The following is a 21,150-nucleotide window of genomic DNA, read 5'->3' as shown; positions in this document are numbered from 1 at the left end:
GGTTGCGACGACGCGCCTTTCGTCGCACAAAGCCGCATGATCCCGACGCGCCTCACCTTCGCCCTTTGCTTCCTCGCGGCGCCCGCCGCCGCGCAGGAGCTCAGCCGCGACGAGGTCGCGCAGGTCGGTCGGGTCGTCGAAACCACCCTCGCCGATACGGGCGTGCCCTCCGCCTCCGTGGCAGTAGTGCGCGGAGGCAAGCTGGTCTTTGCCCGCGCCTATGGAAAACAGTTCGACCGCGCGGGCGTGGCCGACGCGAACGCGATCCTGCCCGTTGCATCGGTGTCGAAGCAGTTCACCGCCGCCGCGCTGTTGCTGCTGGAGGACGAGGGCAAGCTCAGCCTCGACGACACGGTATCGAAGCACCTGCCCGGCATTACCGGCGGCGACGGGATCACGCTGCGTCAGCTGGTCAGCCACACGTCGGGACTGCAGGATTACTGGCCGCAGGATTACAGCTTCGATGCGATGAAGCGGCCGACCTCACCGCAGGGCATCCTCGGCCGCTGGGCCAGGAAGCCGCTCGACTTCCAGCCGGGCACCCAGTGGCAATATTCGAACACCGGCTATGTCGCCGCCGGGCTGATCGTGGAGAAGCTGTCGAGCGAGCCGCTCATGAGGTTTCTGGAGCGGCGCTTCTTCAGGCCGCTGTCGCTCAAGGTGATCGACCAGGACGTGGCGGTCGGCGCGGCCTATCCGATCGGTTACGAGCGATTCGCGCTCGGCCCGGTCCGCGCCGCGCCCCCGCCCGCGCGCGGCTGGCTCTACGCGGCGGGCGGGCTCGCCATGTCGGCGGCCGACCTGGCGCGGTGGAACATCGCCCGGCTCGACCGCGCGATCATGCCCGCCGAGGACTGGGAGGCGCAGGAAACCCCCGTGCTGCTCGCCGATGGGACGAGCAGCGGATATGGGCTGGGCGTGTTCGTGGGAACGCGCGACGGGCGGCGCTTCGTCGCGCATGACGGGGCGGCGGTCGGGTTCCTGACGCAGAACATCGTCTATCCCGACGACCGTGCGGCGGTGACGGTGATCATCAACGGCGATTTCTCCGACGCCCAGGCGACGATCGCGGCCGGAATAGCGAAGATCGTGCTGCACGCGCCCGACGAGGCCAAGGTGACCGCGCGCGCACGGCAGATGTTCGAAAGCCTGGTCGCGGGAGCCCCCGATCGCGCACGGCTGACCCAAAACGCCAATGGCTATTTCACCCCGACCGCGCTGGCGGATTACCGGACCAGCCTGGCGGCGCTCGGGACCCCGACCGCGTTCGAGCCCGCGCGGGAACCACGATTGCGCGGTGGGTTCGTGAACCGCAATTACCTCGTCACCTATCCGACCCGGAAACTGCGCATCGTCACCTATGCCGAGCCGGGTGCCGCCGGGCGTTACGAGCAGTTCCTCGTCCAGCCCGCTTCGTGAGTATCAGAATGACCGATTTCGCCGCCCTGCTTCGCCCCGATCGCGGCGAGCCCGCGCGTATGATCGAGCTGATCGCGCCCGACGGGTTCGACGCGTGGCTCGCGCGCCAGCCCGACCGGGTGCGCGAGGCCGCGGCGATGCATCGCTTCACCGGTAAGGACGGAACCCACCTGTTCGCGCCGGGAGACACATGGCGCGTGGTGCTGGCCTGCGCCGACCCGGCCTCGCCCTGGAGCCTCGCCCGGCTTCCGGGGCTGGTGCCGCCGGGGACCTACCGGGCGGAGGGCGCGCATGACGGCGCGCTGGGCTGGCTGCTCGCCCAGCACCGCTTCACCCGGTACAAGCAGGCCGAGGACAGCGAGCCGCGCGTGCTGCTGACCGGCGATGCGGCCGCCATCGACGACGCCGTCCGAATGGCGGACGCGACCGCGCGGGTGCGCGATCTGGTGAATGTCCCCGCCGCCGACCTGGGCCCCGCCGAACTGGAGGAGGAAGCGGAGCGGCTGGCGCGGGACTGCGCCGCGACGCTGACCGTGACGCGCGGCGACCTGCTGGAGCAGGGCTATCCCATGATCCACGCGGTCGGCCGGGCCGCGACGCGCGAGCGCGCTCCTCGGCTGATCGAACTCGAATGGGGCGATCCGGCGCACCCCCGGATCGCGATCGTCGGCAAGGGCGTGTGCTTCGACACGGGCGGGCTCGACCTGAAACCGTCGGCGGGAATGCGGCTGATGAAGAAGGACATGGGCGGCGCGGCCCATGCGCTGTCGCTGGCGCGGCTGGTCATGGCGGCGCGGTTGCCGGTGCGGCTGCACCTGCTGATCCCCGCGGTCGAGAATGCGGTCTCGGCATCGTCCTTCCGGCCGGGCGACGTGCTGCGCACCCGGCTGGGGTCGACCGTCGAGAACACCAATACCGATGCGGAGGGACGGCTGATCCTGGGCGACGCCCTCGCCCGGGCGGCGGAGGGCTCGCCCGCGCTGATCCTCGACTTCGCGACGCTGACCGGGGCCGCGCGGGTCGCGTTGGGGCCGGACCTGCCCGCGACCTTCAGCAACGACGAGGCGCTCGCCGCCGATCTGCTGGCCGCCGGGACCGCGGCGGGCGATCCGTTGTGGCGGCTGCCGCTGTGGGACGGCTATGACGACATGCTCAAATCCGACGTGGCGGACATGGTGAACGCGCCCGAGGGCGGGCTGGCGGGCGCGATCACCGCCGCCCTGTTCCTGCGCCGCTTCGTGCCGGCGGGTACGCCCTGGGCGCATCTCGACACCTTCGCGTGGCGGTCGACGGCCAAACCCGGCCGGCCCAAGGGCGGCGAGGCGCTCGGGCTGCGCGCGGCCTGGGCGATGCTGCGCAAGCGCTACCCGCGCTAGAGCGGTTTCCGATCATGTGGCGTCATCGGCACGCTGGTGATTTCGGTTCGGCGCCAGGCGCGAGGCCGGCGCGATGCCTGAGCATCGTAACCGACGAACAACGCCGCGCCGGGCCGAAAGCGCCGCGCCGCCCTGCGGGCGCCCGCAGGGCGATGACGGTGGCGCGACATGGTCGGAAACCGCTCTAGCATCCCGCTCCCCGGCGCGGTTCAGCCGAGCCGCGCCGCCGCCTCGATGATCGGCACGAACTTGGCCGCCGTCAGGCTCGCGCCGCCCACCAGCGCGCCGTCGACATCGCCCGCGCCCAGCAGCTCGCCGGCGTTCGCGTCGTTCACCGAACCGCCGTACAGAAGCCGGATCGCCTCCGCCTCGACGCCCAGCAGGTCGCGGAGCCGGGCCCTGAGCGCGCCGTGCATCGCCGCGACATCCGCGGTGGTCGGCGTGCGGCCGGTGCCGATCGCCCAGATGGGCTCATAGGCCACCGACAGCCACGGGCCCGCCGCATCGTCGGGCAAGGAGGCGGCGAGTTGGGCGGTAACGACCGCCTCGGCACGGCCGGCATCGCGTTCCTCCGATGTCTCGCCGACGCACAGGATCACGTCCAGCCCGGCCCGGCGCGCGGCGGTCGCCTTGTCCCGGACATGCGCGTCGCTCTCGGCCTGATCGGCGCGGCGTTCGGAATGGCCGACGAGCGAGAAGCGCGCCCCGACCTCGCGGACCATCGCCGCCGAGACGCAGCCGGTATGCGCGCCGCAATCGCCGTGATGCACGTCCTGCGCCCCGATCGCGAGCGTCGGCGCGCGCGCGGTCGCGGGGGCGATCAGCGTCGCGGGAACGGCGACCGCGACATCGACGCCCGGCGACCGGGTAGCCGCCGTCGCGATCGCGTCCAGCTCGACCAGCGCCGCCATGCTGCCGTTCATCTTCCAATTTCCCGCGATCAGCTTGCGTCGCATATCCGCTCCCTCGATTTGCGCCGTCGATAGCGTGCCTGCCCGCCCGCGCAACCGCCCGCTTGAAGGAGCGCGACCGCGCCCGTAAGGGTCCGGGTCACTTCTTTCAGCGCGATCGGTCCCGTCCAGCCCATGCTCCAGATGTTTCGGCGTTTCACCAAGTCGCGGGCGGGGATCATCATATCGTTCCTGGTGCTGGGCGCCATCGCGCTCGCCTTCGCCGCCGCCGACGTGGGCGACCTGACGCCGGGCGGCGCGGTGGCGAGCGGCGACATCGCGGAGGTGGGCGGCGAAGGCATCACCGCGAACGAGCTGCGCCAGGCCGCCGAAAGCGAGGTGGAAGCGGCCCGTCGCAGCCAGCCCAGCTTCGACATCGCGCAATATCTGGGAGCGGGCGGGCTCGATCAGGCCGTCGAGCGGCTGGTCAACGGCCAGGCGCTGTGGCGTTTCGGCGAGACGCAGGACGTGGTCGTCAGCAAGCGGTCGATCGACGGCGAGATCGCGAGCATTCCCGCCTTTCTGGGCCCGACGGGCCAGTTCGACCCCAATCTGTACCAAAGCCTGCTCACCCAACGCCGGCTGACCGATGCCGAGGTTCGCAAGGATTTCGCGCAGGAACTGATGGCGCAGCGCCTGACCGCGCCCCAGGTCGGCGCCAGCCAGGTGCCCGCGCTGCTTGCCCTGCCCTATGCCTCGCTGCTGCTGGAGCGTCGCGCGGGGCAGATCGGGTTCATACCCGCCTCGTCGGTTCCCGCGGGCGCGGCGCCGACGCCGGCCGAACTCCAGACCTTTTACGGCCGCAACCTGGCGCGCTACACGGTCCCCGAACGGCGCACGGTCCGCTATGCGCTGGTCACGCCCGCCTCGGTCGGGGCACAGGCACAGCCGACCGACGCCGAGATCGCCGCCGCTTATCGGCGCGATCGCGCCCGTTATGCGCCCAGCGAGCGGCGCACGATCGCGCAGGTCGTCGCCGCGGACCAGGGCGGCGCGAACGCGCTCGCCGCGCGGGTGCGCGCGGGGGCGAGCGTGGCGGACGCCGCGCGCGCCGCCGGACTGGAGGCGACCACGCGCGCCGCCGTCGACCGCGCCGCCTATGCCGCGACCGCCGGGGAGGCCGCCGCCACGGCCGCCTTCGCCGCCACCAAGGGTACGCTGATCGGTCCCGTGCGGGGGCCGATCGGTTTCGTCGTGGCGCGGGTCGAGGACGTGACGCTGTCGGCCGGCCGCACCCTGGCCCAGGTTCGCCCGGAAATCGTCGCCGCGCTGACCAGACGCAAAACGGCCGAGGCGTTGTCCGAAGCGCAGGGCGCGATCGACGAAGCGTTGACGGGCAACGCGACCTTCGACGAGGTGGTCGCCGACCGTAAGCTCCAGGCCCGCTCGACACGGCCGCTGCTGGCCAGCGGCGCCGATCCCGAGAACCCGGCCGCGCGCCCCGACCCGGCGCTCGCGCCGATCCTGCAGGCGGCTTTCGCGGTGGAGCCGGGCGACGCGCCGCAGCTGGTGCCGATCGGCACGGATGGCGGCTTCGCGCTGGTGGCGCTGGGCAATGTCGTGCCCGCCGCGCCGCGCCCTCTCGCGGCCATCGGGGATCAGGTCGGGCGCGACCTGATCGCGGATCGCCGGCGTCAGGCGGCCCGCCGCATCGCCGCGCAGGTCGTCGCCCAGGCGGGCAAGGGCACGCCCCTTCCCCGCGCGCTCGACGCGACGGGGTTGCGCCTGCCCGCGCCACGCCCGCTCGACATCGCGCGTTCGCAGATCGCCGCCAACCCCCGCGGCACCGAACCCGCCTTGGCGCTTCTGTTCTCGATGGCGCCGGGCACCGCCAAGCTGCTCGAACCGCCCGGGCGCGACGGCTGGCTGGTGATCAAGCTCGACCGGGTCCAGCCCGGCGACGCGCGCGGCAATCAGGGGCTGATCAACGCCACCCGCGCCGATCTGGGCCGCGTCGTGGGCCGCGAATATGCCGAACAGTTCGTCCGCGCCGCACGCAACGCCGTGGGGGTCGAGGTCGACCGCGACGCCGTGGCGCGCGTCCGCGCCGAGCTGCAGGGACAGGCGCGATAAGCACCGCCTCGGCGCAGCTGACGGCCGGCCGCCCGGCACTGGTCTGGCGTCGGCAGGTGGCCGACACCGAGACCCCGGTCGCGGCGGCGCTCAAGCTGTTCGAGCCCGGGCGCGGCGACTTTCTGCTCGAATCGGTGGAGGGCGGCGCGACGCGCGGGCGGCATTCGCTGCTGGGCCTCGCGCCCGACCTGGTGTTCCGCGCGCATGGCGGGCGCGCGGAGGTCAACCGCGACTGGCTGAACGACCGCGAGGGCTTCGCCCCCTGCCCGACACCGACGCTCGACGCGTTGCGCCGGCTCGTCGCCGAATGCCGGGCCGAGATTCCCGCCGAGCTGCCCCGCGCGCTGGCCTGCCTCGTCGGCTATTTCGGCTATGAGACGGTGCGGCTGGTCGAGACGCTGCCCGAACTCGCGGCCGATCCGCTCGGCTTGCCCGACATGATGTTCGTGCGCCCTACGGTGATCCTGGTCTTCGATCGGCTGGCCGACGCATTGTATCTGGTGGCGCCCGCCTGGCCCGATCCGCTGCGCGATCCGGCCGCCATCGTGGCGGAGGCCGAGGAGCGGCTGGACGTCGTCGCGGCGCGGCTAGCGTCCGCCGCCATTCCGCCGCCCGTACGCGTCGACGCGATCGAGCCCGACTACACCCCCGCGCTCGCGCCCGAGCGCTACGCCGCGATGGTGGCGAGCGCGAAGGAATATATCGCGGCGGGCGATATCTTCCAGGTGGTGCTCGCCCAGCGTTTCTCGGCCCCCTTCGCGCTGCCGCCCTTCGAGCTCTACCGTTCGCTGCGCCGGATCAACCCGTCGCCCTTTCTCTACCATCTCGACCTGCCCGGTTTCGCGCTGATCGGCTCATCGCCCGAGATTTTGGTGCGCGCACGCGATGGCGAGGTGACGATCCGCCCGATCGCCGGCACCCGCCCGCGCGGCCGCACCGCCGCCGAGGACGCGGCCAATCGCGCCGACCTGCTCGCCGATCCCAAGGAACGCGCCGAGCATCTGATGCTGCTCGATCTGGGCCGCAACGATGCCGGCCGCGCGGCGGTGCCGGGCAGCGTACGGGTGACCGACAGCTATACGGTCGAGCTGTACAGCCATGTCATGCACATCGTCTCCAACGTCGTCGGCGCGCTCGATCCCGCGAAAGACGCGCTCGATGCGCTGTTCGCGGGCTTTCCGGCCGGCACCGTGTCCGGCGCCCCCAAGGTCCGCGCCTGCCAGATCATCGCCGAGCTGGAGGGCGAGCGGCGCGGCCCCTATGCGGGCGGGGTCGGCTATTTCTCGCCCGACGGATCGATGGATTCGTGCATCGTGCTCAGGACCGCCGTGGTGAAGGATGGGATGATCCACGCCCAGGCGGGCGCCGGGATCGTGGCCGACAGCGACCCCGCGGCCGAGCAACGCGAGTGCGAGGCCAAGGCGGGGGCGATTCTGGCCGCGGCACACGATGCGGTGCGCAGGGCGGCTTGCGCCGCCCCGGCGCAAGACTCGCCCAAGCACGGCCGGCGGGCCTAGCCCGTCCGACGACGCGGCTTCGCCGCGGCGGGGCGTGAGAAGGCGCCGGGGCGGCGCAAGACTCGCCCCGCGCCTTACTCCTCGCCGCCCGGGGTCACCCGCTCCTCCGCCGCCCGCGCCCGCTTGTCCGCCGCATAGGCGCGGTTCAGCGCCAGCGCGCAGCCGGTCTGGCCGCCGGTGCCGATCGCGGAGCAGGTGTCGGGCAACCCGCCCGCGACCCGACTCGCCTGGTCCATGCTGGCGGCGCGGTTGACCCAGCTCTGGTTGGCGGCGCTGGGCGCGGTCTCGCGGAGCGCCGGGGGAATGCGATACGGGTTGCCGCCCTGATAGCAGACCACGACCTCGTCGCCGCTCGACGGCGGGCAGCGCTCGCCCGCCGCCAGGGTCACGCTGCGGATGCGCTGCGGCGGCTGGCCGGTTTCCGCCTGAAGGGTGCTTTGGGCCACAGCGACACCCGATGCCATCAACGCCGCCGCCATCACCAGATACCGCATGGGTCCATTCTCCTTGTACGCCTCAACGTCCGCGTGCGCTTCAACGTCCGCCATCTCTCGTTGCTCCCGGCTGAACGGCGCGCAACGAATATTTGCGTGCCCGCCCATAGTCGCTAAAGCCGCCCCACCATGATCCTCGTGATCGACAATTACGACAGCTTCACCTGGAACCTCGTCCACTATCTCCAGGAGCTGGGCGTGGAGGTCGTGGTCGTGCGCAACGACGCCATCTCGGCGGGCCAGGCCCTGTCGAGTGGGGCGGACGCGTTCCTGATCTCGCCGGGGCCGCGCACGCCCGACGATGCGGGGGTCAGCCTCGACCTCGTGGCCGCCTGTGTCGACCAGCGCCGCCCCTTGCTCGGCGTATGCCTGGGGCACCAGGCGATCGGGCAATATTTCGGCGGGCGCGTCGGGCGCGGCGGGCTGATGCACGGCAAGACCAGCCTGATCGAGCATGACGGCACCGGTCTGTTCGCCGACCTGCCTTCCCCCTTCCACGCGACGCGCTATCATTCGCTGATCGTGCGCGACGTGCCGGACGAGCTGGTCGTCAACGCGCGCACCGCCGACGGCACCGTCATGGGGGTCCGCCACCGCGACCTGCCGATCCACGGGGTCCAGTTCCACCCCGAATCGATCGCCACCGAGCACGGCCATGCGATGCTCGCCAATTTCCTGCGCGCGGCCGGCATCGCGGTCGCGCCGCACCCCCTCGACCGGGTGCAGGCGTGACCGGGCTGGCCCTGCTGCCCGACCCGATCTCGCCCTTGTCGCGCGAGACGGCGCGCGCGGCGTTCGCCGACATCCTCGACGGCCGCGCGAGCGAGGCGGCGATCGGCGCCTTCCTCGTCGCGCTGTCCGATCGCGGCGAGACGTCGCTGGAGATCGCCGAGGCGGCGCGTTCCCTGCGCGAGCGGCTGATCCCGATCGACGCGCCGCCGGGCGCGATCGACGTGTGCGGGACGGGGGGCGACGGCCATCACACGCTCAACGTATCGACCGCGGTCGCGCTCGTCGTCGCGGCGGCGGGGGTGCCCGTCGCCAAGCACGGCAACCGTGCCGCCTCGTCCAAGGCGGGGGCGGCGGACACGCTGGAGGCATTGGGCCTCGACATGGACCGGGCCGGCGCGAGCGCGGAGGCGAGCCTGCGCGACCTGGGTATCTGTTTCCTGTTCGCGGCCAATCACCATCCGGCGATGAAGCGCATCCAGCCGATCCGGCAGCGGCTCGGGCGGCGAACGATCTTCAACCTCATGGGCCCGCTCGCCAATCCCGCGCATGTCACGCGGCAGTTGCTGGGCATCGCCCGCCCGGATTACGCGACCCTCTACGCCGAGGCGCTCGCCCAGCTCGGCACCGAGGCCGCGCTGGTCGTCTCGGGGAAAGAGGCAATCGACGAATTGTCCTGCGCCGGGCCGAGCAAGGTCGTCGCGGTGGGCGGCGTGACCCTGCACGCCACCGTCACGCCCGAAGACGCGGGCCTGCCCCGCCACCCGATCAGCGCGATCCGCGGCGGCGACTCGGCGGCGAACGCGGCGGCGCTCCGCGCGCTGCTCGGCGGTGCGAAGGGCGCCTATCGCGACGCGGTGCTGCTCAACGCCGCCGCCGCGCTGCTCGTCGCCGGCCAGGCGAGCGGGCTGCGCGCTGGAGCGGCGGTCGCGGCCGAGGCGCTGGACGGCGGTGCCGCCGCGCGGCTGCTCGACGCGTGGATCGCCTATCCATGACCGTGCTCGACCGGATCCTCGCGACCAAGCGGCAGGAAGTCGCCGCACGCCGCGCCGCGACCACCCTGTCCGATCTCGACGGCCGCATCGCCGCGCAGGCGCCCCCGCGCGGTTTCAAGGCGGCGCTCGATCGGCGTGGCGCCGACGGCTATGCGCTGATCGCCGAGATCAAGCGCGCCAGCCCGTCCAAGGGCGTCATCCGCGCCGATTTCGACCCGCCCGCCCATGCCCGCGCCTATGCGGAGGGCGGTGCCGCCTGCCTGTCGGTGCTGACCGACGTCGACTATTTCCAGGGGTCCGACGACCATCTCGTCGCGGCCCGCGCGGCCGTGGCGCTGCCCGCGATCCGCAAGGATTTCCTGATCGATCCCTGGCAGGTCGCCGAGTCGCGCGCCTTGGGCGCCGACGCCGTACTGCTCATCATGGCGGCGCTGGACGACGCGGCGGCTGCCGAGATCGAGGCGGTGGCGCTCGATCTGGGCATGGACGTGCTCGTCGAGGTGCATGACCGTGCCGAGCTCGACCGCGCGGCGCGTCTCCGGTCGCGGCTGATCGGGGTGAACAACCGCGATCTGCGCGACTTCAGCGTCGATTTCGCGCGCACCTATGAACTCGTCGACCACGCCCCAGCGGGATGCACTTTCGTCGCCGAGTCCGGCCTGTCCACCCGCGCCGATCTCGACGCGATGGCGGACCATGGCATTCGCTGTTTCCTGATCGGCGAGTCGCTGATGCGCCGGCCCGACATCGCCGCCGCCACCCGCGCGCTGGTCGGATGAGCGACCTCACCCATCTGGACGCGCAGGGCGCCGCGCACATGGTCGATATCGGCGCCAAATCGGTCACCGCGCGCCAGGCGACCGCCACCGGCCGCATCGCCATGTCCACTACCGCCGCCGCCGCGATCCGGGCGGGCGCGGTCAGGAAGGGTGACGTGCTGGCGGTCGCGCGGGTCGCCGGGATCATGGCGGCCAAGCGCACCAGTGAGTTGATCCCGCTCTGCCATCCGTTGCCGATCACCAGGGTCGCGCTCGACCTCGACCTGGACGACCGGGGCGTCACCGCGACCGCGACCGTCGGCACCGACGGCAGGACCGGGGTCGAGATGGAAGCGCTCACCGCCGCCACGGTCGCGCTGCTGACCGTGTACGACATGGCCAAGGCGCTCGACCGCGCGATGACGATCGACGGGGTCCGCCTGCTCGCGAAATCGGGCGGCCGCTCGGGCGACTGGACCGCCGGCTAGGGCCCGTTCAGCCGAAGCTGTGCTTCACCGTCAGATAGGGCACGACCTGCTGGTTGCGCTTGCGCAGCTCGACTACCGACGCCTCGCGCGTCCGTCGGTCGGGCTCGAAAAAGGTGCGGCGGCGAAAGGCGGGGCGCGCGGTCGCATTGTCCAGCCCGGCGGTGATCGTCGTGCGCGGCGTGGGCCGATATTCGGCGAAGGCGCTGACATAGGGGGTGTTCTGGTAATTCCGGTCCAGCTCATTCCGACGATAGAAGATCGTCGGCGCCCCGCCCTCGACATCGACGCCCCAGGCGAATTTCCGGCCGTCCTGGCGAAAGCTGCCGGTGACGATCAGCGGCGAATTCCCCGAAAAGGGCCGGCGCTCGCCCGTATAGGGGTCCTCGACCCGGGCGCGGACATAGGAAGCGTAGAAGGTCGCCCGCCCACCCTTGATCCCGTAGCGGGCGAGCGGCGCGTCGAGACGCCCGCGCAGCAGGAACAGCTCGCCATCGCCCAGATTGCCCGGCGCGTCGAACCCCTCGGGCGTCGGCACGCGGTCCTGGACCAGCGCGATCCGGTGATAGCCCGCCTCCAGCCGCGCGAGCCCGTCGCCCAGGATCGGCCGCTCGACGAACGCGGTCGCCTCCCAGGCGCGTTGCGGAAGCAGTTCGGCGTTGCCGCCGTTGACGCGCTCGCTCGCCAGCTCGGCGACGCTGATGAAATCCTCGAACTGGAGTTGCGCCACGGTGCGCTTGATCGAACCCTGCGCGTGCCAGCCCTTGCCGAAGCGCCAGTCGAGCGTCGCGCGCGGCTTGATGAAGCGCAGCGCGCGGTTCGCGCTCGCATCGCCGCTCACCGTCAGCTCGGACGCCTCGAAGGTCGCACCCAGGTCGACGCGCAGCTTGCCGGTGATCGGCCGTCCGGCGTTGACGAACGCCTCGCCGCGATATTCCTCCACCACGGCCTGGTCGACGGGCAGGTCGATGCGCGTCGCCACCCCGCCGGCCCCGAGCCCGAACAGGTCGACATCGCTCACGAGCTTGTTGAGCGCGCCTTCGACCCCCGTCTCGACGCTCCAGCCGCCCAGGTCGGAACGGTTCCACACCACGCGGACCACCGTCTCGTCGCGCCGGTCCTGGCGGGACTGGGTGAACCCGCCGATCACGTCGCCGGTGACGCGCAGAAAGGATTCGTCCTGATTGTCGCGCCGCTTGCGCGTGGCGAGCCCGATCAGCTTCAACCCGCCCCCGGCGAAGGGCTTGGTATAGTCGCCGCCCAGCTCATAGCTGTCGAGCTTGTACAGCTGGGCCAATCGGTCGTCGCGCACCGCGCCGCCGAGCAGCGACACGTCGTTCGTCTGGCGAAGGTCGAACCGGTCGCGGGCGATCCGCGCGTTCAGATGGGCGGTGTCGTTGGCGCCGCCATTCCATTCATACGCCCCCGACAGATAGCCATTGGGGTTGGCGATACGGTTGAACTTGCGCCGGAATTCCAGCTCCGCCCCGTCCGACAGCCGCGTGAGCCGGTCGAATCCCTCTTCCGACGTCTGGTCGTTGTCGAAACCGACCGCCAGGTTCAGGCTCGATCGCCCGCGCCGGACCAGGGCCGACGCGCTTCCCTCGGGCAGCACGCGCCCCGTGAAATCGCGGCGCAGGCTTGCTTCGACCGATCCGGCCAGCCCGCCGCCTGCGCTGAGCACCAGGTTCAGCACCTGCGGCCTGCCCGCGAACTCCGCCCCGAACAGGTCGCCGCGCCCGACCTCGACGCGCAGCACCCGGCTGGCGGGGATGCGTTGCAGGATGGTGTCGAGCGTGTCGCTCTTGCTGCTCGGGCGCTGGCCGTTGACGACGACATTGCCCGCCGCATTGCCGAAGCCGCGCACCTCCTCGTCGCCGATCTCCAGCTGGAAGCCGGGCGTCCGCTCGACGATCTGCAACGCGTTGGCGGGCGAGAAGGCACGGAAAAACGCCGCATCATAGGTTAGTCGCCCGTCCCCCCCACTCCCCGCCCCCGCCACACGTCCCGCGACCGGGGTCTGGCTCGGGCTCGGGACCGTGTCGCTGATCGGCGCGGTCGCCGGGTCGTCGGCCGGTGCGGTCGGCGCGGGCTCGTCGGAGCGCGTCGTCGCCGGATCGGCGGCAGGAGAGGCCGGCCGGTCGACCTGTTGCGCGGGCATGACCGGGCTCAATGCGTTCAAGCCGAGCGCCGCCACCTGACCGATCAACCCCATTCTCACGCCCTCCACTGTCGTACTGCACCAATACACAGGCGGCTGTGTACTACAAGCGTAGTCGGTTCATGGTCTCGCGATTCCTGCCCGCCGTCCCTATGATGGTGGTTGTGGAAGGGTTCGCGCATGAGCTGGGTTGAAAAGGCCGCCTGGGTGGTCGGGATGGTCGTGTTCATGGAGTGTTTCGCCTGGGGCACCCACCGCTACGTCATGCACGGGCGGCTCGGCTGGGGCTGGCACCGGTCGCATCACGAACCGCATGACGGATTGTACGAGAAGAACGACCTGTATGCGGTCGTCTTCTCCGTCATCGTCACCGCGATGTTCACGGCGGGCATCTGGTATGAGCGCATCTGGTGGGCGGCGCTGGGCGTCACCGTTTACGGGCTCATCTACTTCTTCGTCCACGACATGCTGGTGCATCAGCGGTTCGGGTTCCGCTGGGTGCCCAAGCGCGGCTACGCCAAGCGGCTGCTCCAGGCACATCGCCTCCACCATGCGGTCAAGGGCCGCGAGGGCACGGTCAGCCACGGCTTCCTCTTCGCCGCCTCCCCGGCAAGGCTCAAGGAACAGCTGCGCGCGAGCGGGGACCGGACGCGGCTCGACCAGGCGGCGGACGCTTGACGCTGGCGACCCCGAGAGAGCGGCAGACGCGGGTCGGGCTGACCCTCGCCGCGCTGATCTCCGGCGCGTGGATCGCGATCCATGTCGCCGGCATCTTCTTCTGGACCTGGACGCCGACGAGCGCGGCAGTGGCGGCGGTGCTGGTGATCGTCCAGGCGTGGTTGAGCACGGGGCTGTTCATCGTCTCGCACGACGCGATGCACGGTGCGCTCGCCCCCGGGCGGCCGGGCGTGAATCGAACCGTCGGGACGATGTGTCTCGCCCTTTATGCCGGGCTCTCCTATGGCCGGCTCGAACCCAAGCACCACCTCCATCACCGCCATGTTGGGACCGCGGACGACCCCGATTTCAGCGCGGACCACCCGCGATCGGCGCTGCGCTGGTTTCTGGCCTTTTTCCGCAGCTATTATTCGCATGCGCAGATCGCGCGCATCACCGTGGTGGCGCTCGTCTACATGCTGCTGGGTGCCTCGCTCCTCGATATCGCGGTCTTCTGGGCGGTGCCCGCATTCCTGGCGCTCGGGCAGTTGTTCCTGTTCGGCACCTATCTGCCCCACCGGCACGAGGACGAGCCCTTCGCCGACCGCCACCGCGCGCGATCGACAAGGGTCGGGCCGCTGCTTTCGCTCCTGACCTGCTATCATTTCGGCGGCTATCACCATGAGCATCACCTGTCGCCGAACACCCCCTGGTGGGCGCTGCCCCGCCTGCGGCCGGTGAATGCCTGATCCTGACCGCGCGGTGAGCCTCCTCCCCGTCGCCAAGGCGCAGGCACGGCTGCTCGCGCTCGCGCGGCCGGTCGCGGTCGAATGGGTAGAGCTTGCCGAGGCTGCGGGACGCTGGGCGGCGGAAGACGTCACGGCGCTGCGTACCCAGCCCGCGGTCGCGTTGTCGGCCATGGACGGTTATGCGATCCGCTTCGCCGACCTGCCCGGCCCCTGGACGGTGATCGGCGAGAGCACGGCCGGGCGGGCCTTTGCCGGAAGCATCGGCATGGGCGAGGCGACGCGGATATTCACCGGAGCGGTGATGCCGGACGGCGCGGACAGCGTGCTGGTCCAAGAAGAGGCCGGGCGCGAGGCGTCGCTCCTCCGGCTGACCGGCGAAGGCCCGGCCGATCGGGGCCGCAACACCCGCGCCCGCGGGCTCGACTTCCATGCCGGCGACCGGCTGATCGCGGCGGGCGAGCGCCTGACCCCGGCGCGCGTCGCGGTGGCGGCGATTGGGGGTCATGCCGCCCTGCCCGTCCGCCGCCCGGTCCGCGTCGCCATCGCCGCGACTGGGGACGAACTGGTCGCGCCCGGATCGCGCGACTGGTCGGCCGCGTCCGCCGCTCTGCCGGAATCGAACGGCGTGATGCTGGCGGCGATGCTTCGCGACCTCCCGGTCGAGGTCGTCGATCTGGGTGTCGTGCCCGACGACCTGCCAACGATGCGCGACGCCTTTGCCGGTGTTTGCGCCGACCTGATCGTCACCACAGGCGGTGCCTCGGTCGGCGATCATGATCTCGTCCGTCCCGCGCTGGAGGCGGCAGGAGGGGCGATCGATTTCTGGCGGATCGCGCTCAGGCCGGGCAAGCCGATGATGGCGGGACGGCTCGGCAGGGCGCTCGTGCTCGGGCTGCCCGGCAACCCGGTATCGGCCTTCGTCACCGCCCTGCTGTTCGTCCGCCCGGTGATCGCGCGACTGGCGGGCGCGGCCGATCCGCTGCCCCGGCCGGCGCCCGCGGTGCTGGGCGAGTATCTGCCCGCCAATGGCGAGCGCACCGACTATCTGCGGGCCGAGCTGCGCGACGGCCGGGCCTATGCCTCGACGATCCAGGACAGCTCGATGCTGCTGACCTTGGCGCGCGCGACCTGCCTGATCGTGCGCGCCCCCCATGCTCCCCCGGCCAGCGCCGGCGACTCGGCGGAAATCCTCGACCTCGGTTGACAAGGCAGAATGTGTTCCATATTGGTTCCCAGTCTGTTCTGAGAGTCTGTTCCCAGCGGAGGACCACCATGCTCACGCGCAAGCAGCACGAACTAGTCTGCTTCATCAACGACCGGCTGAACGATACGGGCATCTCCCCCTCGTTCGAGGAGATGAAGGACGCGCTCGACCTCAAGTCCAAATCCGGGGTCCATCGCCTGATCTCCGCGCTGGAGGAGCGACAGTTCATCCGCCGCCTGCCCAACCGGGCCCGCGCGCTCGAGATATTGCGGATGCCCGAGCGGTCGGAAAAGAAGCCGGCGCGTGCCAAGGCGCCGATCCGCGAGGCCGTCCCGCTTCCCCGCCCCGCCAACGACGTGGTCGAGATCCCGCTGCACGGTCGTATCGCCGCCGGTGTGCCGATCGAGGCGTTCGAGGGATCGACAATGCTCTCCGTCCCGGCCGCGCTGCTGGGCCAGGGCGAGCATTACGCGCTGGAGGTGTCGGGCGACTCGATGGTCGAGGCGGGGATCCTCGACGGCGATTACGCGCTGATCCGCCGGACCGAAGATGCACGCGACGGTGAGATCGTCGTGGCGTTGATCGAGGATTCGGAAGCGACGCTCAAATATTTCCGCCGCGAGGGGGCGATGGTCCGGCTCGATCCGGCAAACCGCGCCTATGATCCTCAGCGTTACGCCCCGTCGCAGGTGCGGGTACAGGGTAAGCTGTCGGGAATCCTGCGCCGATACGACTGACCCGCCACGGATGCCGGTCGCCGGACGACCGGACGGTGGCGATCCGGCCCGTCGCTAGGCTGACTGCTACCCCGCCGGTCCGCGCCAGCACCGGGCGATCGAGCTTGAGCCATGTCGGTCGGCAGGTTCGCGGCAGTCTTCGCTCGCTGATGATGATATCGACCGTACGGCACAGTGCCGTCACCTCGTTGATCGGCATTAGATAGGCGCTCCGGGTCGCCGCCACGCGGTAGCCCGCGACCCGCACCGCGCACAGGTCGCGGTTGCAGTCCGCTTCCGCCTGTTCGGCGAGCAGTATGGGCTCGCCATCGACGCCGCCATTCTCGGCGAGCATGTCCCGGACATAATCGCCCGCGCGGTCGCGCAGCATCGCCAGCCGCCCGTCTCCCAACCGTATCGCGACATGGCGCCCGTCGCCGGTGACCAGCAGCTCGGGCGCCGGTGTCGAGAGCGCCCAGACCGCGCCCGCCAGCACCGGCACGACGCCCCATCGCCGCCACCGCGTCCGCCACAACGCGATCCACAGCCCACCCGCTACCATCAGCCCGAAGGCGCCGCTCGGCATCGCCGGCAGCGCCGCGACCGCACCCGGTGCCGCCGCGACCCACTGCGCACTGCCAAGTAACAGGCCGATCGCGTGGCCGACCAGCCACCAGACAGGTCCACTCAACCCGAGCGGATCGAGCAGCAGGGCGGCGGCTTCCAACGGCATGATGACGAAGGTCGTGAACGGGATGGCGACGATATTGGCCAGCGCGCCGTAGAGCCCCGCCTGATGGAAATGGAAAACGGCGATCGGCATCAGCGCGACCTCTACCGCGATGCCCGTCAACAGGAGCGACAGGACATTGCGGCCGAACCGCCGGGTCCAACGCTCATCCCCGGGTGCGAACCAGGCCCGTATCACCGGCTGCTCGTGAAGCGCCACGATCGCGACGATCGCCGCGAAGGAGAGCTGAAAGCTCGGCCCCGCCACCGCCTCGGGCCAGGCGAGCATGACGGCCAGCGCTCCAACCGCGACCAGGCGAAGCGTCAGAGCCTGACGACCCATCGCCAGCGCCGCGAGCACCAGCAGCGCGGCCACGCAGGACCGGATCGTCGGCACCTCCGCGCCCGTCAGCCAAGTATAGGCGATCGCCGTCACCGCGCCGGCACCGGCGGCGGTGACGGGTAGCCTGAGATTGAGCGCGAGCCAGGGGCTGAGCGCCGGCAGCCGCAGCGCGATGACCATCGTCGCCGCGACCACGGCGGTGATGTGGAGCCCGCTGACCGACAGGAGATGCGCGAGCCCGGCGCGGCGCATCGCCTCCGCGTCGTCCTCGGCGATCGCGCCCTCGTCGCCGGTCGCGAGCGCCGAGGCGATCCCACCGACGCTCCCTTCCAGCCGTCCCTCGATATGGCGGGTGAGGCGCTCGCGCAGCGTCGACGCGTCGTCCCCGGCGCGCAGCACCGTTACCGGCGCGAAGCCCCGCCCCGTCGCGCCCACCCCCGCGAACCAGGCCACCCGCGCATAATCATAGGCACCCGGCAGCGCGGCCTCGGGCGGCGGCATCAACCGCGCGCGCAGGCGCACCACGGCACCACGGGTCAGCCTGGCCGGCGCGTCGTCTCTAGCAAGATTCACCCGCACCCGCGGCGGCAGGCCAGCGATCGCTTCGGGGGCCAAGGTCAGCCGCACCAACGCACGGGCCGGCAGCGGCTCGACGCGCTCGACGCGCTCGACGCGGGCGGTGAAGGCGGCGATCGCGGGGCGCGACAGGACCGGCGCGGCGACCCGCTCCGCACGCCACCAGATCAGGCCCAGTCCCAACGCCACCGCGAGCGCGCCGCACGCCACCACGGCCGCCGCGCGGCCACCTCGCGCGCGCGCGGCACCGAGCCCGGCCGCCGAGACGAGCATCAGCAGCACCGCGCCCCAGGCGCGCTCGTCGGGGAGCAGGAACCAGATCGTGATGCCTGCCATGATCGCAACCGGCACCCACAAGGCGAGCTGTTCGCGCTCCGCTTCCAGCGCGTGCTCGACGGCCATGCCGAGATCGCGCCGCCACTCGCCCATTGTTCGCCGCGGAAAGGGCATGCTAGGGGCGCGAGCGGCTGAGCTGGCCATCGTCGAGCATTCTGGGAGGTGGCGCGGTTGAGCGCAACGGAAACCAATACCGGCCGCGTGGTGACTCGCTTCGCGCCGTCACCGACCGGGTTCCTCCATCTCGGCGGGGCGCGTACCGCGCTCTTCAATTGGCTGTTCGCGCGTCATCATGGCGGCGAGTTCCTGCTCAGGATCGAGGATACCGACCGCGCCCGTTCGACCCAGGCGGCCATCGACGCCATCCTGGCCGGCATGGATTGGCTGGGGCTGAAGCCCGACCGCGAACCTGTTTTCCAGTTCGCGCGCGCCGATCGCCATGCCGAGGTCGCGCATCACATGGTGTCGAACGGCCACGCCTATCGCTGCTACATGACCGCCGAGGAACTCGCGGCCCAGCGCGCCGAGGCCGAGGCGGAGAAGCGTCCCGTGCGCGCGGGCAGCCCATGGCGCGACCGCGCCGACGGTGCCCCCGCAGGGCAGCCCTTCGTCGTGCGGTTGAAGGCCCCGCGCGAGGGGGCGACGACGATCGACGACCGGGTGCAGGGCCCCGTCACCGTCCGGAATGCCGAGCTGGACGACATGGTGCTGCTGCGGTCGGACGGGACGCCCACCTATATGCTCGCGGTCGTCGTCGACGACCACGACATGGGCGTGACGCATGTCATCCGCGGGGACGACCACCTCAACAACGCCTTTCGCCAGCTGCCCATCTACAGGGCGATGGACTGGCCCGAGCCGGTCTATGCGCATATCCCGCTGATCCACGGCGCGGACGGCGCCAAGCTGTCCAAGCGCCACGGCGCGGTCGGCGTGGAAGCCTATCGCGACGAGCTGGGCATCCTGCCCGAAGCGCTGGGCAATTATCTGCTCAGGCTCGGCTGGGGGCATGGCGACGCCGAGATCATATCGCGCGACGATGCGGTGCGCTGGTTCGACCTGGCCGCGGTCGGCAAGTCGCCCTCGCGCTTCGACACCAAGAAGCTGGAGAACCTCAACGGCCATTATCTGCGCGAGGCGGACGACGCGCGGCTGGCCGATCTGGTGGCACCCCGGATCGGGTCCGACGATGTCGCGCTGCTCGCGCGCGCCATGCCGGTGCTCAAGGTGCGCGCGGCCAATCTGAACGATCTGGGCGAGGGCGCGCGCTTCCTGTTCGCGACCCGCCCGCTCGACTATGACGACGCGGCGCGGACCCTGCTGGCGGGCGACGCGCCGGCGCTTCTTGCTGCGGTGCACGACGCGCTTGACGCCGCGCCGTCCTGGGATACGGAGTTGCTCGAAGGCGCGGTACGGCGCGTGGCCGAAGAGCGGGGCGTCAAGCTCGGCCAAGTCGCCCAGCCGCTTCGCGCCGCGCTGACGGGTCGCAAGACCTCGCCCGGCATCTTCGACGTCCTGGTCCTGCTCGGCCGGGAGGAAAGCCTGGCGCGGATCGCGGACCGGATGGCCGCCTGAATTTTTTGGGAGTTACGGGAATGAGCGACACGGCCAAGTTCGACCTCGGCGGCAAGCAATTCGACTATCCGGTCATGTCCGGCACGGTCGGGCCCGACGTGGTCGATATCCGCAAGCTTTATGCCGATACCGACGCCTTCACCTACGATCCCGGCTTCACCTCGACCGCGAGCTGCCAGTCCAAGATCACCTATATCGACGGTGACCAGGGCGTGCTGCTCCACCGCGGCTATCCGATCGGCGAGCTGGCCGAACAGTCGACCTTCATGGAAGTGTCGTACCTGCTGCTCAACGGCGAGCTGCCCAGCGCCGACGAGCTCACGAAATTCTCGACCACCATCACCCGCCACACCATGGTCCACGAGCAGCTCGCGACCTTCTTTCGCGGGTTCCGGCGCGACGCGCATCCCATGGCGATCATGTGCGGCGTGGTAGGCGCGCTGTCGGCCTTCTACCATGATTCGACCGACATCCACGACCCGGTCCAGCGCACCATCGCCAGCCACCGGCTGCTCGCCAAGATGCCGACGATCGCGGCGATGGCGTATAAGTACAGCGTCGGCCAGCCCTTCCTCTATCCCGACAATTCGCTCAGCTACACGGGTAATTTCCTCCGCATGACCTTCGGCGTGCCGGCCGAGCCCTATGAGGTGAACCCGGTCGTCGAGCGCGCGATGGACCGCATTTTCATCCTCCACGCCGATCACGAGCAGAACGCGTCGACCTCGACCGTGCGGCTCGCGGGATCGTCGGGCGCCAATCCCTTCGCGTGCATCGCGGCGGGGATCGCGTGCCTCTGGGGTCCGGCGCATGGCGGCGCCAACGAGGCCGCGCTCAACATGCTGCGCGAGATCGGGACGCCCGACCGCATTCCCGAGTTCATCGCGCGCGCCAAGGACAAGAACGACCCGTTCCGGCTGATGGGCTTCGGCCACCGCGTGTACAAGAATTACGACCCGCGCGCGACCGTCATGCAGAAGACCGTGCGCGAGGTGTTCGACGCGCTCAAGGTCTCCGACCCCGTGTTCGACGTGGCGCTCCAGTTGGAGGAGATGGCGCTGAACGATCCGTATTTCGTCGACAAGAAGCTGTTCCCGAACGTCGATTTCTATTCGGGGGTGATCCTGTCGGCGATCGGTTTCCCGACCTCGATGTTCACCGCCTTGTTCGCGCTCGCGCGCACCGTCGGCTGGGTGGCGCAGTGGAACGAGATGATCACCGATCCCGACCAGAAGATCGGCCGCCCGCGCCAGCTTTATTCGGGTCCGACGCAGCGCACCTACCTCCCCGTCGGCGAGCGCTGAGCGG

The 21,150-nt window shown here is 70.8% G+C and carries 17 protein-coding genes and 1 pseudogene; 14 read left to right on the top strand and 4 right to left on the bottom strand.

Features of this window, described 5'->3' with window-relative positions; genetic code table 11:
* Nucleotides 1-36 precede the first annotated feature (36 nt).
* Both VF592_RS03075 and VF592_RS03070 read left to right on the top strand, forming a co-directional pair.
* Complete coding sequence (locus VF592_RS03075) at nt 37-1,419, top strand: serine hydrolase domain-containing protein (RefSeq protein WP_331004132.1); 1,383 nt, start codon at nt 37-39, stop codon at nt 1,417-1,419.
* Nucleotides 1,420-1,427: 8 nt separating this feature from the next.
* Nucleotides 1,428-2,795, top strand: coding sequence for a leucyl aminopeptidase family protein (locus VF592_RS03070; RefSeq protein ID WP_331004131.1), 1,368 nt, complete (start codon nt 1,428-1,430; stop codon nt 2,793-2,795).
* Nucleotides 2,796-3,004: 209 nt separating this feature from the next.
* On the opposite strand, the gene tpiA is transcribed toward VF592_RS03070, so the two are convergent.
* Nucleotides 3,005-3,751, bottom strand: coding sequence for a triose-phosphate isomerase (gene tpiA, locus VF592_RS03065; RefSeq protein ID WP_331004130.1), 747 nt, complete (start codon nt 3,749-3,751; stop codon nt 3,005-3,007).
* A gap of 129 nt (nt 3,752-3,880) precedes the next feature.
* Here tpiA and VF592_RS03060 point away from each other — a divergent pair, with 129 nt between their 5' ends.
* Both VF592_RS03060 and trpE read left to right on the top strand, forming a co-directional pair.
* The gene (locus VF592_RS03060) at nt 3,881-5,818 is read left to right on the top strand and encodes a peptidylprolyl isomerase (RefSeq protein WP_331004129.1); all 1,938 of its coding nucleotides are present in this window, start codon (nt 3,881-3,883) and stop codon (nt 5,816-5,818) included.
* On the top strand, nt 5,815-7,335 hold the full coding sequence (gene trpE, locus VF592_RS03055) for an anthranilate synthase component I (RefSeq protein WP_331004149.1): 1,521 nt from the start codon (nt 5,815-5,817) through the stop codon (nt 7,333-7,335). Before VF592_RS03060 ends, trpE begins: the two co-directional genes overlap by 4 nt.
* 74 nt (nt 7,336-7,409) lie before the next feature.
* Here the strand turns inward: trpE and VF592_RS03050 are convergent, their stop codons facing one another.
* Nucleotides 7,410-7,829: a hypothetical protein gene (locus VF592_RS03050; protein ID WP_331004128.1), complete on the bottom strand. Its 420-nt coding sequence runs from the start codon at nt 7,827-7,829 to the stop codon at nt 7,410-7,412.
* Nucleotides 7,830-7,958: 129 nt separating this feature from the next.
* Between VF592_RS03050 and VF592_RS03045 the strand changes: the two genes are divergently transcribed.
* The 4 genes from VF592_RS03045 to moaC are packed head-to-tail and all read left to right on the top strand — an operon-like array spanning nt 7,959 to nt 10,799.
* Nucleotides 7,959-8,561 carry an aminodeoxychorismate/anthranilate synthase component II gene (locus VF592_RS03045; RefSeq protein WP_331004127.1) on the top strand — a complete coding sequence of 201 codons (603 nt, stop codon included), beginning with the start codon at nt 7,959-7,961 and terminating at the stop codon, nt 8,559-8,561.
* Complete coding sequence (gene trpD / locus VF592_RS03040) at nt 8,558-9,553, top strand: anthranilate phosphoribosyltransferase (RefSeq protein WP_331004126.1); 996 nt, start codon at nt 8,558-8,560, stop codon at nt 9,551-9,553. Before VF592_RS03045 ends, trpD begins: the two co-directional genes overlap by 4 nt.
* Nucleotides 9,550-10,332 (top strand): indole-3-glycerol phosphate synthase TrpC, encoded by a 783-nt coding sequence (gene trpC, locus VF592_RS03035; protein ID WP_331004125.1) that lies wholly within the window; start codon nt 9,550-9,552, stop codon nt 10,330-10,332. The genes trpD and trpC overlap by 4 nt, the downstream gene beginning before the upstream one ends.
* A complete protein-coding gene (moaC, locus tag VF592_RS03030; protein WP_331004124.1) occupies nt 10,329-10,799 on the top strand; it encodes a cyclic pyranopterin monophosphate synthase MoaC in 471 nt (156 codons plus the stop codon). The genes trpC and moaC overlap by 4 nt, the downstream gene beginning before the upstream one ends.
* Nucleotides 10,800-10,806: 7 nt before the next feature.
* Here moaC and VF592_RS03025 read toward each other — a convergent pair whose 3' ends face one another.
* The gene (locus VF592_RS03025) at nt 10,807-13,011 is read right to left on the bottom strand and encodes a TonB-dependent receptor (protein WP_331004123.1); all 2,205 of its coding nucleotides are present in this window, start codon (nt 13,009-13,011) and stop codon (nt 10,807-10,809) included.
* 126 nt (nt 13,012-13,137) lie between these two features.
* On the opposite strand from VF592_RS03025, the gene VF592_RS03020 reads away from it, so the two are divergent.
* The 4 genes from VF592_RS03020 to lexA all read left to right on the top strand — a co-directional run bounded on the left by VF592_RS03020 (nt 13,138) and on the right by lexA (nt 16,304).
* On the top strand, nt 13,138-13,635 hold the full coding sequence (locus VF592_RS03020) for a beta-carotene hydroxylase (protein ID WP_331004122.1): 498 nt from the start codon (nt 13,138-13,140) through the stop codon (nt 13,633-13,635).
* Entirely contained in the window at nt 13,632-14,363 is a 732-nt protein-coding gene (locus VF592_RS03015) for a fatty acid desaturase (RefSeq protein WP_331004121.1), read from the top strand. The genes VF592_RS03020 and VF592_RS03015 overlap by 4 nt, the downstream gene beginning before the upstream one ends.
* Nucleotides 14,356-15,567, top strand: a complete 1,212-nt coding sequence (locus tag VF592_RS03010) for a molybdopterin molybdotransferase MoeA (RefSeq protein WP_331004120.1) — start codon at nt 14,356-14,358, stop codon at nt 15,565-15,567. Before VF592_RS03015 ends, VF592_RS03010 begins: the two co-directional genes overlap by 8 nt.
* Nucleotides 15,568-15,635: 68 nt before the next feature.
* On the top strand, nt 15,636-16,304 hold the full coding sequence (lexA, locus tag VF592_RS03005) for a transcriptional repressor LexA (protein WP_331004119.1): 669 nt from the start codon (nt 15,636-15,638) through the stop codon (nt 16,302-16,304).
* Nucleotides 16,305-16,863: 559 nt separating this feature from the next.
* On the opposite strand, the pseudogene VF592_RS03000 reads toward lexA, so the two are convergent.
* A pseudogene (locus VF592_RS03000) lies at nt 16,864-18,204 on the bottom strand (ComEC/Rec2 family competence protein); the annotation flags it as partial.
* 225 nt (nt 18,205-18,429) lie between these two features.
* Here VF592_RS03000 and gltX point away from each other — a divergent pair.
* Both gltX and VF592_RS02990 read left to right on the top strand, forming a co-directional pair.
* A complete protein-coding gene (gene gltX / locus VF592_RS02995) occupies nt 18,430-19,842 on the top strand; it encodes a glutamate--tRNA ligase (protein WP_414714141.1) in 1,413 nt (470 codons plus the stop codon).
* 20 nt (nt 19,843-19,862) lie between these two features.
* Nucleotides 19,863-21,146, top strand: a complete 1,284-nt coding sequence (locus VF592_RS02990) for a citrate synthase (protein WP_331004117.1) — start codon at nt 19,863-19,865, stop codon at nt 21,144-21,146.
* The last annotated feature ends 4 nt before the right edge of the window (nt 21,147-21,150 follow it).

Origin of the sequence: Sphingomonas sp. (assembly GCF_036388435.1) — a bacterium.
In the GTDB taxonomy this organism is placed as follows: domain Bacteria; phylum Pseudomonadota; class Alphaproteobacteria; order Sphingomonadales; family Sphingomonadaceae; genus Sphingomonas.
The sequence above is the reverse complement of the archived record's forward strand: the minus strand, read 5'-3'. Positions and strand labels throughout refer to the sequence as shown.

Coding starts and splice junctions, on each gene's coding strand:
- VF592_RS03075 (WP_331004132.1), top strand. CDS start 37: ATGATCCCGACGCGCCTCACCTTCGCCCTTTGCTTCCTCGCGGCGCCC.
- VF592_RS03070 (WP_331004131.1), top strand. CDS start 1,428: ATGACCGATTTCGCCGCCCTGCTTCGCCCCGATCGCGGCGAGCCCGCG.
- tpiA (WP_331004130.1), bottom strand. CDS start 3,751: ATGCGACGCAAGCTGATCGCGGGAAATTGGAAGATGAACGGCAGCATG.
- VF592_RS03060 (WP_331004129.1), top strand. CDS start 3,881: ATGCTCCAGATGTTTCGGCGTTTCACCAAGTCGCGGGCGGGGATCATC.
- VF592_RS03050 (WP_331004128.1), bottom strand. CDS start 7,829: ATGCGGTATCTGGTGATGGCGGCGGCGTTGATGGCATCGGGTGTCGCT.
- VF592_RS03045 (WP_331004127.1), top strand. CDS start 7,959: ATGATCCTCGTGATCGACAATTACGACAGCTTCACCTGGAACCTCGTC.
- trpC (WP_331004125.1), top strand. CDS start 9,550: ATGACCGTGCTCGACCGGATCCTCGCGACCAAGCGGCAGGAAGTCGCC.
- moaC (WP_331004124.1), top strand. CDS start 10,329: ATGAGCGACCTCACCCATCTGGACGCGCAGGGCGCCGCGCACATGGTC.
- VF592_RS03025 (WP_331004123.1), bottom strand. CDS start 13,011: ATGGGGTTGATCGGTCAGGTGGCGGCGCTCGGCTTGAACGCATTGAGC.
- VF592_RS03020 (WP_331004122.1), top strand. CDS start 13,138: ATGAGCTGGGTTGAAAAGGCCGCCTGGGTGGTCGGGATGGTCGTGTTC.
- VF592_RS03010 (WP_331004120.1), top strand. CDS start 14,356: ATGCCTGATCCTGACCGCGCGGTGAGCCTCCTCCCCGTCGCCAAGGCG.
- lexA (WP_331004119.1), top strand. CDS start 15,636: ATGCTCACGCGCAAGCAGCACGAACTAGTCTGCTTCATCAACGACCGG.
- VF592_RS02990 (WP_331004117.1), top strand. CDS start 19,863: ATGAGCGACACGGCCAAGTTCGACCTCGGCGGCAAGCAATTCGACTAT.